A 12,420-nucleotide genomic window follows, 5' to 3' on the forward strand; every position below is an offset into this window, starting at 1 on the left:
TGGCGAAGATGCTCTCCGTCATCATGAACAAGGGCGTGGACAACAGCGCTCTGTACCAGAGCGTCAACTCCGGCCTGACCGATATCACCAGCAACTGGGCCAAGGGCCATATCAACTACTGCTACACCACCGGCATCATCGCCGGCCGCGGCAACGGCACCTTTGATCCCAGCGCCACCGTGACCGCCCTGGAGGCGGCCAAGATGCTGCTGGTGGCCGTGGGCTACGATCCCAAGATCGAGGGCTTTGAGGGTGCCGACTGGGCCATCAACGTGTCCGTCCGCGCCGACGAGCAGGGCATCTTCGAAGGGTTCACCAAGGATCTGTCCGCTCCCCTGAACCGCGACGACGCGGCCCTGCTGATCTACAACGCCCTGGACGTGGAGATGATCCAGAGCTACACCACCAACAACTACCCCATCGTTTACAGCGATCACCGCACCATCCTGTCCGACAAGTACGGCGTGATCAAGGTGGAGGGCGTTGTCACCGCCAATGAGTGGGCCATCCTGGACGACGACACCGATACCGCGCTGCAGGAGGGCAAGACCCGCATCTACAACCCCGACGGCATCCTGTCCACCACCGGCAACACCGCCGTGGCCCAGGATTCCAGCGCCAACGTGAAGACCCAGGTCTTCAATGTCAGCACTCCTGTTGATATGCTGGGTAAGGCCGTCACCATGTACGTGAAGAAGACCACCATTCTGGCCGACTCCACCGTGTATGGCGCTCCTGTGGTCTCCGACGTGAACACCGTCATTGAGACCGGCGAGAAGGTCACCGGCGGCGACTCCAAGGACGACGACTCCCTGGCCGCCCTGCTGAAGGGCACTGGCCTGGCCACCGATAAGGCCACCGAGTATTACCACAACTATGAGGAAGTGGCCATTGACAGCGCTGATGTGGACGATATCATGAACGTGAAGGGCGCCGCCCTGACCGTCATCGACAACGACAACGACGGCTATGTCAACTATGTCATCTCCGTGGAGAAGTCCCTGACCCATGTGTCCGGCGTCAGCTCCAAGAACGAGACCACCACCCTGTACGGCCTGCCCGGCGACGATGTCATCGACAACGAGGATATCGTGACCACTGCCACGGATCTGACCAAGGGCGACGTGGTGCTGGTTGTCCAGTACGGCGGCCGTACCTATGTGGAGGAGCCCAAGACCGTTACCGGTGAGATGGAGCTCTTCAACGCCAAGAACAAGGACGACAACAAGAACTACATCAAGGTCGGCGGCGAGGAGTACAAGCAGGACGGCCTGGAGGTTCTGAGCAACATCAACAAGGATAACCCCGTCAAGTTCCTGATCTCTGAGTGTGACGATAAGGCCAACGGCGTGCAGTTTGACGCTCAGTACGACTTCTTCCTGGACGACTTCGGCAACATCGTGGCCTTCCGTGAGGTCGAGGGCGCTCCCACCCAGTACGCTCTGGCTCTGGACTCCGCTTACTCCATCAACGGCCTGACCACCACCGGCCAGATCAAGCTGCTGCTGGCGGACGGCACCTCCAAGGTCTATGACGTGGACATGGACGCCACCGCTGACCGCTTTGAGGATCTCGCCAATTCCGACGACAACAGCACCAAGGACAGCGCGGTTGAGACCTGGTTTGGCAGTGCGATCACCGACGACAACTCCATGGACGCCGTCCTGAAGTTCATGGGTTCCGATGACGCTACCGCTGCCGGTGCCAAGACTAAGGGCTATGCCTCCGGCAACTTGGTGGCCTACACCATTGACGACGATGAGGTCGTGACCTTCGGGCCTGCTGAGCTGGATGACGGCGTGATCGTCAATGGCACCAGCAAAAACTATATCAAAGGCGACAACTACACAGAAAGCGGGAAGTCTACTTTCTTCCATAGTAGCCAGACCGAGCTGAAGGCTGATGTTGCCAGAGGCGATGTCGACCTGCGTCTGGAGAACAGCTCTGTTGATACCCACACCAACAGCTATGGTATCGACGAGGAAACCATTATTTACTACTATAATGGATCCAAGGGCTATGTGGCCGTGGGCTATGACAACATGGCCAAGATGATCGACGCTGATAAAGCGGGTGGTATCGATAACGGCAAGGTCCGCGCCTCCGTGGTGGCCTTCGACGATGCCACCGACGTTGCCGAGGTCATCGTGCTCTACACTGACCAGGCCAAGTTCGGCACCGACGCCTATGTCTATGTCATGAGCGTCTACGACAAGTCCGGCAGCGTGTATACCTACTCCGTCATTGACGAAGAGGGCAACGTTCTCCAGATGCAATCCAAGACCAAGGGAATGGCCGGCAAGCTTTGCACCTACACGACCGATGGCGACTACTACGTACTGGAGGCTCAGGCCGATTGTGTGTCTAACAGCAACAAGACCGCTGCGGCTGACGTGGCCAACGACGTGGGCCTGATTGTTACCACCCGTACCAAGTACTTCAAGGTCTATGACTTCGACAAGGCAACTGATCTGATGTCCGATGACGAGACTGTGAAGCAGTCCTTCGTGAGTGGCGTCAATGACAACTCCAACACCGACTGGGAGCGCTATGCCGACAAGGCCCTGGTTATCGACGTGGAGAACACCGAGGTGGACGACAAGACTGCCGCTACCACTGAGTTGACCTCCGGTCAGTACGGTATCGTGGTGTACAACGATGACGGCCAGGCCGAGGTCGTGTATGTCACCGATACCTACAAGATGGAGGTTGACGTTGACGCTGGCGATGACGACAACGCCAATAACGACCGCATCACCTCCACCACTGTGGACGGCGTTAAGACTGCCAGCGCTGGCGACTATACCACCATCGCCAAGGCCGTTGCGAATGCCACCACTCTGCCTCTGTCTGCTGAGCAGGCCAAGAAAGCTACTGTGACCATCACCGTCGACAACTCTGTTACCGCGCACACTTCCGGTATCTTCACCACTGCGGCGGTCGCTGAAAATGGCACGGATAGTGATCTGATCAGCCGCGATGACGACATTGCTAAGGCCCAGAACCTGAATAACGGCAACGTTATTGTGGTAAAGACTTGGGACGGCACTTCTGCCCGTTACTCCGCCTACATTGTTGAGGTTCAGTAATCTGGCATTGCTGTTAAACTCAAGTTCAAACAAGAATCCCCCCGGACTTGTCCGGGGGGATTCTTGTTATTATTGGAACGCCAAATACAGATATTCTCTCCCTACCTCGTTCAGATTGGCATTCCGGTCATCCTGAACGCGGAACCCGCTGTCAGTCATGACCATATAAGCAGTGTCCCCGTCGATGGAGAGCCGCGGCTGGTTGTAGGACTGATATCCCAGTGAGACCAGCACAGCGGCGGGCCGGAAGCCCAGCTCCACTGTCAAATAGCTTCCGTTTCCGGTATAGGAGCCTTTGACCGTGTGGCTGCACGCGGCAATGGCTCCGTCAATTTTGGCGAAGTCCGCGTTGAAATCCGTCCGCAGGAAGCTGTCCTCCGATTCCCACTGGTGGAGCTGATAATGTTCCGTATAATTTGCCATAAATATTCCCCCTTTCGGGATATGAGAGTCCCCCACGCCCGGCGTACCGCCGGACGCGGGGGACTCCTTCTGCCGGACGCCCTGCGGGCGGGTGTGGGTACCCGCCCCTACGTCCAAGCGCCGCAAGATAGCCCGCCGGGAACGGAACCCCGGAAGTAGGGGCGGCTTTTATGGCCGCCCGCAGGCGGGGACAAGCCCCGCCCCTACGGAGCATTTTGCCGGGCGCTGCCTGCCGCAGCAGACCTCTGTAGGGGCCGATGCCCACATCGGCCCGCACCTCCGGGCCACCGGCCAGCTCCGGGGGGGGGGGGGGGGCCCCCCCCCCACGGGCGGGGACAAGCCCCGCCCCTACGGGGCGAAGCGTTCCCAGCGGGGGCAAAAAGGGGGCGGCCGCAAGTGCCGCCCGTGCACAGGGTGTAAAATGAATTTTGGGGCGACACCGCCTCTGTTCAGGTTCCCGCTACTCCGGGAGGCTGGAAATCCGTGCTGCTCCCGACGTGAAAAAACCGGTTCCCCGGCGCGGACGCCGGGGAACCGGTTTACTCTATTCACTCACTTTTTCAGACTCTCGGCCCAGGCGGCATACTTGGCCACCTTGGCGTCGCAGGCCTCCCTGGAGGCGTCGTTGGCCAGGATATAGACCTTGACCTTGGGCTCGGTGCCGGAGGGGCGGACGATGAGGCTGGTGCCGTCGGCCATCTCATAGCGCAGCACGTTGGAGCCGGACAGCTCCATGGTGCTCTTCGCGCCGTCGGCCACGTTGACCACGCTGCCGTCCTTGTAGTCCTTCTGCTGGAGTACGCCCACGCCGGCGATCTCCACCGGGGGCTGGGCCCGCAGATTGGCCATCAGATCGGCCATCTTTTTCAGCCCGTCCAGGCCGGGCATCACCAGGTTCAGGGTCTTTTCGCCGTAATAGCCGTACTTCTCATAGCAGGCCAGCAGGGCGTCGTACAGGGTCATGCCCTGTCCAGCGTACCAGGCCGCCATCTCGGTGAGGGACAGGGCGGCGGTGACGGCGTCCTTGTCGCGGACATAGTCGCCCAGCATGTAGCCGTAGCTCTCCTCGTAGGCGAAGATCACCTTGCCCTCCCCGGCGTTCTCCAGCTTGTCCTTCTTCTCCGCCAGGAACTTGAAGCCGGTAAAGGTGTCGTAGCTTTTCAGGCCGTTGGTCTCGGCGACCTTGCGGGCCATCTCGGTGGTAACGATGGTCTTGAGAGCCACGGGGTTGGCGGGCATCTTGCCGGTGCGCTGCTTTGCCCCGATCAGGTAGTCCAGCAGCAGCACGCCGGTCTGGTTGCCGGTGAGCACCTTGAACTCCCCGTCGGAGGTGCGCACCATGATGCCCACCCGGTCGGCGTCGGGGTCGGAGCCGAGGATAAAGTCCGCCCCCTCCTTCTTGGCCAGATCCACAGCCAGATAGAAGCCCTCCGGGTTCTCCGGGTTGGGGGAGACCACGGTGGGGAAATTGCCGTCGATGACCATCTGCTCGGGGACACAGATGACGTGCTTCATGCCCAAACGGCGCAGGGCCTCGGGGATGAGCTTGTAGCCGGTGCCGTGGAAGGGGGTGTAAACCATCTTGAAGGTGTCGGCCACCTTCTCCACCGCGGCCTTGTCGTTGACCTGACCCATGACGTTGGAGAGGAACTTCTCGTCGGTCTCAGCCCCCATGACGGTGATCAGGCCCTTCTCCACCGCCTCGTCGTAGTCCATGCGCTTGATGGAGGCGAAGAAGTCCAGCTCCTCCATCTTCTTGGCGATGGCCTCGGCGTGGTGGGGGGGGAGCTGGGCGCCGTCCTGCCAGTAGACCTTGTAGCCGTTATATTCCTTGGGGTTGTGGCTGGCAGTAACGTTTACGCCGGCGATGCAGCCATACTCCCGGACGGCGAAGGACAGCTCGGGGGTGGGGCGGAGAGACTCGAAGATACGTACGGGTATGCCGTTGCCCGCCATGACGCCGGCGGTCTCACGGGCGAACTCCTGGGAGTGGTTGCGGCAGTCGAAGCACACCGCCACGCCGCGCTTCACCGCCTCGGGGCCCTCGGCCAGGATGACCTCGGCGAAGGCCTGGGTGGCGTGGCGGATGACGTGGATGTTCATCTGGTGCAGGCCGACGCACATGGTGCCGCGCAGGCCGGCGGTGCCGAACTCCAGCGGGGCAAAGAACCGGCTCTCAATCTCCTTCTCGTCGCCGGAAATAGAGCGCAGCTCCTCCTTTTCCGCCTCGCTGAGCGCAGAACTGCTGAGCCACTTTTCATAAACATCACGATAGGACATGGGACTAACCTCCAATATCTGAAATTCTGGCGTAAACAATGTACTGCACTGTGATTATAGCACAAAAATTTACCAATATCCAGCCCGTCTTTTGACGAATTCGGGAGATTGTCACGCCTACTTGTGGTAGCTGGAGCCTTCGTCGATCTTGAAGCTGCGGTAGAGCTGCTCCAGCAGCATCACCCGGGCCAGATGGTGGGGAAAGGTCATGGGGGACATGGACAGCTTGGCCCACGCCTGGGCCTTGAGGGAGGGGGCAAGGCCGTAGGAGCCGCCGATCAGAAAGGCCAGGCTGCTTCCCCCCCGGCTGCTCCAGTCGGACAGGAGGCCGGAGAGCTCCTCGCTGGAGCGCATGCGTCCCTCCACGCACAGGGCGACCAGGCTGGCCCCCGGAGCCAGCTTGGCGCGGATGGCCGCCGCCTCCTTCTCCAGGGCGGCGTCGATCTGGGCCTGGGAGGGATCGGACGGCAGCCGCTCCTCCGGCAGCTCCACCACCTGGAGCTTACAGTAGGCCGACAGGCGCTTGACGTACTCCGCCGCCGCGTCGATGTAAAATTTCTCCTTCATCTTGCCCACGCAGATGAGCTGCACCCGGATGCCCTTCATACCGTGTACCTCCGGCTCTTCTCGCTGCGGGGGGCCACCTCCAGCGCCACGTCCCGGCCCACCGCCGCGCCCCGGCGCTCCAGTACGCCCCGTACCACCTCGTGGGCCCGGGCGGGGGTGTTGTTCTCATGGGACAGGTGGGCCAGCACCACCGTGCGGGCGCCCCCCTCCACCGCCGTCCAGGCCAGCTCGGCCCCCGCCTCGTTGGACAGGTGGCCCCGGTCGCCCAGAATGCGGGCCTTGAGGTGGAAAGGGTAGGGGCCGGACTGCACCCACTCCACGTCGTGGTTGGCCTCGGCCACCAGGAGATCCGCCCCCCGGATGCCGCGAAGCACCGCCCCGGTCACATAGCCCAGGTCGGTGACCACCGCCGCCTTCCGCCCCCCGGCGGACAGGGCGTAGCCCACGCTCTCCGCCGCGTCGTGGGAGGTGGGGAAGCTCTCAATCGCCAGCCCGCCGATGGAAAAGCCCTCCCCCGGTGCCACAGGGCGGAGCAGCTCCTCCAGAAAGGCGATGCGGTAGCAAAGCTGCCGCCCCGTCCCAGGGCTGGCATACACCGGCAGCCTGAGCTGCTTGGTCAGGGTGGTCAAACCGGAGATGTGGTCGCTGTGCTCGTGGGTGATCAGCACGCCGGCGAGCTCCGTTGGCTCCACGCCCAGCTCCTTCAGGCCGGTGCAGATACGGCGGCAGGAGATGCCCGCGTCCACCAGCACATGGGTGCGGCCGTCGGTCACCAGCAGGCTGTTGCCGCTGGAGCCGCTGGCCAGGGTACAAAGTTCCAGCACGGAATCGCTCCTCACTATGTAGTCTCTCTGCGCAAAAAAGGGCGGCGGCCTGCGCCGCCGCTCCCTGTTTTCTTTTTAGCCTACCTGGCTCTGCTTCTCCTCGTCCGGGGTGACCACCACGCGGATGTCCGCCCCCACGCCGGAGAGCTTGCGCACGATATCCTCGTAGCCCCGCTCGATGTGGTGGATGCAGCCAATTTCGGTGGTGCCCTGGGCCGCCAGGCCCGCGATTACCATGGCCGCCCCGGCCCGCAGATCGCAGGCCTGGATACGGGCGCCGGTGAGCTTCTCCACGCCCTCGATGACGGCGATCTTGCCGTCCACCTGGATCTGGGCGCCCATCCGCCGGAACTCGTCCACATAGCGGTAGCGGTTGTCCCACACGCCCTCGGTGAGCACGCTGGTGCCCTCCGCCAGGCAGAGGACGGCGGCAATCTGGGGCTGCATGTCGGTGGGGAAGCCGGGGTAGGGCAGGGTCTTGACATTGGTGCGGGTCAGCTTGCCGTGCCGGCGCACCAGCACCGCGTCATCCCGCTCCTCCACGTCCACCCCCATCTCCAGCAACTTGGCGGTGATGCACTCCAGATGCTTAGGGATGACGTTGCGGATGAGCACCTCGCCCCCGGCGGCGGCCACGGCGGTCATATAAGTGCCCGCCTCAATCTGGTCAGGGATAATGGAGTAGCTGCCGCCGGACAGGCGCTCCACCCCGCGGATTTTGATCACGTCGGTGCCCGCGCCCATGATCTCCGCGCCCATGGAGTTGAGGAAGTTGGCCAGATCCACGATGTGGGGCTCCTTGGCGGCGTTCTCAATGACGGTCAGGCCGTCGGCCAGCACGGCCGCCAGCATGATGTTCATGGTGGCGCCCACCGAGACGATGTCCAGATAGATCTGAGTGCCGCACATGCGGCCGTTTTTGGCCTTGGCATGAATGTAGCCGCCCCGCACGTCCACGTCGGCCCCCATGGCCACAAAGCCCTTGATGTGCTGGTCAATGGGCCGTCCGCCGAAGTCACAGCCGCCCGGAGGGGGCACCTCGGCGGAGCCGAACCGGCCCAGCAGCGCCCCAATGAGGTAATAAGAGGCGCGGATTTTCCGCGCCAGCTCCTCAGGCACACGGGCGTTGCGGATGTGGGAGCAGTCCACGTCCACCGTGGTGCGGTTGACGGTGCGCACATCGGCGCCCAGCTCCTGCAAAATATTCAGAATCAATGTCACGTCGCTGATCTGGGGGATGTTCTCAATGCGGCATACCCCGTCCACCAGCAGGGCGGCGGGGATTATGGCGACGGCGGCATTCTTCGCGCCGCTGATGTCAATTTCTCCAAAAAGCGGCTTTCCGCCGTGGATCACATATTTTGTCAAAGCTACAACCCTCTATTCCTTCCGCCGCAGCCGTTTCCGGCATAAACGGTATCCAAGGGCCGGCAATTCACCGGCCCGGTAAACACAATTTAATAAACGCCTTCCATGGAAGTGCGCTCCAATACGAGTACATTATAGCAGATCTCTCCTTAAAATCAAAGCAAAATTCTCGTGTGCTCCGATTTTCTCTTCTCGTGCCTGTGATCCTTTGCTTTCAAAATACCCAATCTGCCGACTTTTATACCTCTTCTGATCGTGCGTGGGGTTATGTCTACCAAATGTCTACCAAAATGCAACGCAAAGCGCCTGAATTTTCAGCTTTTTCCCCAAGGAGTTTTTTATAATGTCTACCATACGTCTACCATGCGAACCTTTTGATTCTGTTTCCCCGCCTTTTATACCCCTATTCCCCGAAAGCTGCATTCTTTCCTCCCATGTAAGGGGCGTCATACGCCCCTAGGCTTCAAAATTCAGAAGGAGGAAATCCAAATGAGAAACCTCAAGCGGACTCTCAGCCTGGTAATGGCCATGGCCCTGATTGTGGGCATGATGGTCGTCTCCGCCAGCGCTGTGAGTAGTGATTTCAACGACTCTGCTGAAATCACCAACACTGAAGCGGTTGATGTGATGACCGCCATCGGTGTGTTCGAGGGCACCGACAAGGGCGCCTTCAACCCCACCGGCATCCTGACCCGTGAGCAGGCGGCCAAGATCGTGGCTGTCATGCTGCTGGGCGAGGAGGACGCCAGCAAGCTGACCACCAACTCCACCACCTTCAAGGACGTGGCCGCCAACCGCTGGTCTGCGGGCTACATCGGCTACTGCGTACAGCAGGGCATCCTGGCGGGCACCGGCAACGGCAACTTCGACCCCGAGGGCGAGCTGACCGGCCTGGCCTTTGCGAAGATGATGCTGGTGGCCCTGGGCTATGACGCGAAGGTTGCCAACTATGTGGGCAACGACTGGGCCATCAACGTGGCCGCCGACGCGGTGAACGCGGGCATCGCCCCCAAGGGCATCGTGCTGGCCGACGCCATGACCCGTGAGCAGGCCGCCCAGATGGCGTTCCAGACCCTGACCGCCGACACTGTGTACTACACCAACAAGGGCACCACTGTCATCGGCTCCGACGGCATGCAGGTTATCGTGGGCGCCTCCGCCCCTGTGAAGGTCGCCAACAGCAAGACCGACGACTACCGCACCGTTTCCGCCGACCGTGACGAGGTGCAGCAGTTCTGCGAGAAGTATTTCTCCGATCTGTCTGTGAACAATAATGGCAGCGATGACTTCGGCCGTCCCTCCGAGCAGTGGAAGAACGGCTCCAAGGAGATCGGCACCTATGCTTCCACCGCCGATGCCTCCTACACCGAGGAAGTCAAGTCCAAGACCATCTACTCCGACCTGGGCCTGGGCGAGACCACCAAGGCCGACGTGATTGTGGACGGTAAGACCGCCGCCGACTTCACCGTGAAGAAGGGCGACGACACCAAGCTGGAGGCCAGCGGCAACGGCGTTCTGGTCGAGGCTTTTGTGGACAGCGATGACAACGTGACCCTCGTGGTTATCAACACCTATGTGGGTGAGGTTTCCAAGGTGGTCGACGCTGACAGCGTGAAAAAGGACGAGGAGCCCTACATCGAGATCGCCGGCCTGACCGGCAACGGTGGTAAGTTTGAGACCAACGCCTCCTTTGATGAGGATGACGTGGTGCTCTATACCGTGGCCGACGGCGACATCCAGACCGTGACCATGGCGAAGAAGATCGAGGATCAGGAAGTCACCTCCAAAACCGGAGACACCAAGTTTGTGGCCGACGGTGAAACCTACAAGTATAACAAGAATCACCGCACCTACGATATCACGCTGAAGAGCAGCGTCGATATTTATACCGATAACTACGGCTACGTGGTGTATGTGGAGGAGTATGAGGCTGGCTCCGCCAGCGTCGCTTTCGTGCTGAATTTCAAGACAAATGATGAAGGTTGGGAAGGCGACAACGACAAGACCTATACCGCCAAGCTGCTCCTGACTGATGGCACTGTCATCGAGGCTGATACCGACGACAAGAATCCCAAGAATTTCGTCAACAAGTTTGTCTCCTACACCGTGGATGACGATGGCATCTACACTCTGAAAGCGAAGGACAAGACCTCCGAGAAGGGTACTTCCATCTACCTGACCAAGGGCACCTCCAAGTTTGACACCAACGGCACCGATGAAACAGGCGGCGAATACTACGCCAACAGCAGCACCATCTTCCTGGTCTATGATACGGAAGAGAAGGAGTACAGTGTCTACACCGGCATTGACAATGTGCCCAGCATGGACGGCAGTGCCACCGTATACGTCAACTCCAAGAACGGTGAGAGCGGCAGCGTGACCAAGTATGTCTTTATCTCCGCCGCCTCTGATGTGGTGTCCGACTCCAACAAGGCTCAGATCTATATCCTGGCCGGCAGCCAGTCCAAGCTGATCAGCGACAGCGAGAAGGGCGACTACTACACCTACGACGCTGTGATCGACGGCAAGATCACCACGGTCGACGTCGAGAAGGATTATGCTGAGAAGAATATCAAGAACGATATCGTGGCCAGCAGACTGACCATCAACAGCAAGGACGTGGTCACCAAGATCACCGAATACGAGAATGACACCAAGAAGGACGACTACTACATCTCCGGCGTGGGCACCAAGAAGACCACCGATGGTACCGTGGGCCTGACCCAGAATGGCTCCACCACCTACTACACCTATGCGAAGGATGTTGTTGTCTTCCGCATCGAGGACGATGAGTTCAATACCTCCAGCATCAACTCCGTCCGCGACAGCGATGACGCCTTTAAGGCCATTGTAAAGGACGGCGAGGTTGTGGCCCTGTTCATCACCGAGAATGGTAAGGACGGCGGCAAGCCTGACATCAAGTCCGACTTCAAGTTTGATTCTATCTCCGCAAGCCGCGAGGAGAATGGAACCGTAAAGGTGACTGCCTCCTGTGCAGACATTGATGATTGGAATCTGAAGGATGCCGTGATCGAGTTCACTGTATCCAAGAACAACGGGGATGAGCAGACCTTCACCAAGAATCTTTCTGGAGTGAAGTCCTATGCTGATGTGATGAACGCGTTGACCGTACCTGGTCTCACCATCAGTGCAAACAGTACCGGCACCTATGATGTCAGTGTGCTGATCACCTTCAAGGGTGATAACGCTGACACCAACACTTACACCGTATCTGGCAGTTGCTCCTTCACCATCGCCTGACCGCGGTTGTGAAAGCATAACGAACCCCCTTCCGGATTTCCGGAAGGGGGTTCTCTTTTAACCCAATACTAAGTAGGTATAGTGCGCCCCCTTTTCGTTGAGCTGGCCCTCCGCGCTGGTGCCGCCGGAAGTAGAGCCTCCACTGGCCCAGCCGGTCACATACCAGGACAGGCTGTCCTCTCCCCAGGCCAGGGACAGCACGCTGCCCATACCGGCGGTATCATTGGCCGCACCCTTTGTCCCCGGCCGCAGGAAGAGCGAGGTCGCTTGGTAACTCCCGCCCACCACCATGACCGCCAGCGCCGGAAGGGGAAGTGCAGAACCGTCGCCTTCCCTTTCCCGTAATTGCCGTCTCCTGTGTAAGTTCCGACCACCTGGAGGCAGTTTCCCCGCGCTGCGATCGCCGAATCAATTTTTGCAAAATCCTCATTAAAGTCCATGCGGAGGAAGCTGTCCTCCGGCTCCCATTGGTGCAGGCGATAGTGTTCCGTATATTTTGCCATGCATATTACCCCCTTTGCAGGGAAAACAAACCCCGCACCCGGCGTACTCCCGGACGCGGGGGTTTTATTCTGCTGAACAGCCTGTAGGGGCGGCCTTTATGGCCG

General features: G+C 60.0%; 8 protein-coding genes. 2 read left to right on the forward strand and 6 right to left on the reverse strand.

Features of this window, described 5'->3' with window-relative positions; genetic code table 11:
• Positions 1 to 3,089: S-layer homology domain-containing protein (locus ACESY8_RS13950; RefSeq protein ID WP_498794785.1), on the forward strand; the 3,089-nt coding region annotated here is incomplete at its 5' end.
• A gap of 69 nt (positions 3,090 to 3,158) precedes the next feature.
• On the opposite strand, the gene ACESY8_RS13955 is transcribed toward ACESY8_RS13950, so the two are convergent.
• The 5 genes from ACESY8_RS13955 to murA form a co-directional block, all read right to left on the reverse strand.
• A complete protein-coding gene (locus tag ACESY8_RS13955; protein ID WP_054339262.1) occupies positions 3,159 to 3,512 on the reverse strand; it encodes a hypothetical protein in 354 nt (117 codons plus the stop codon).
• Positions 3,513 to 4,064: 552 nt separating this feature from the next.
• Entirely contained in the window at positions 4,065 to 5,792 is a 1,728-nt protein-coding gene (locus ACESY8_RS13960; protein ID WP_434307918.1) for a phospho-sugar mutase, read from the reverse strand.
• Between the two features lie 117 nt (positions 5,793 to 5,909).
• Entirely contained in the window at positions 5,910 to 6,398 is a 489-nt protein-coding gene (gene rlmH, locus ACESY8_RS13965) for a 23S rRNA (pseudouridine(1915)-N(3))-methyltransferase RlmH (RefSeq protein ID WP_054339263.1), read from the reverse strand.
• Positions 6,395 to 7,183 (reverse strand): MBL fold metallo-hydrolase, encoded by a 789-nt coding sequence (locus tag ACESY8_RS13970; RefSeq protein WP_434307919.1) that lies wholly within the window; start codon positions 7,181 to 7,183, stop codon positions 6,395 to 6,397. The genes rlmH and ACESY8_RS13970 overlap by 4 nt, the downstream gene beginning before the upstream one ends.
• Positions 7,184 to 7,258: 75 nt before the next feature.
• A complete protein-coding gene (gene murA, locus ACESY8_RS13975) occupies positions 7,259 to 8,551 on the reverse strand; it encodes a UDP-N-acetylglucosamine 1-carboxyvinyltransferase (protein WP_009259317.1) in 1,293 nt (430 codons plus the stop codon).
• Between the two features lie 489 nt (positions 8,552 to 9,040).
• Between murA and ACESY8_RS13980 the strand changes: the two genes are divergently transcribed.
• On the forward strand, positions 9,041 to 11,812 hold the full coding sequence (locus ACESY8_RS13980; protein WP_434307920.1) for an S-layer homology domain-containing protein: 2,772 nt from the start codon (positions 9,041 to 9,043) through the stop codon (positions 11,810 to 11,812).
• 57 nt (positions 11,813 to 11,869) lie between these two features.
• Here the strand turns inward: ACESY8_RS13980 and ACESY8_RS13985 are convergent, their stop codons facing one another.
• On the reverse strand, positions 11,870 to 12,097 hold the full coding sequence (locus tag ACESY8_RS13985) for a hypothetical protein (protein WP_243427644.1): 228 nt from the start codon (positions 12,095 to 12,097) through the stop codon (positions 11,870 to 11,872).
• Between the last annotated feature and the right edge of the window lie 323 nt (positions 12,098 to 12,420).

The sequence above is a fragment of the Clostridium sp. ATCC BAA-442 genome (assembly GCF_964239415.1).
Lineage (GTDB): Bacteria > Bacillota > Clostridia > Oscillospirales > Oscillospiraceae > Flavonifractor > Flavonifractor plautii.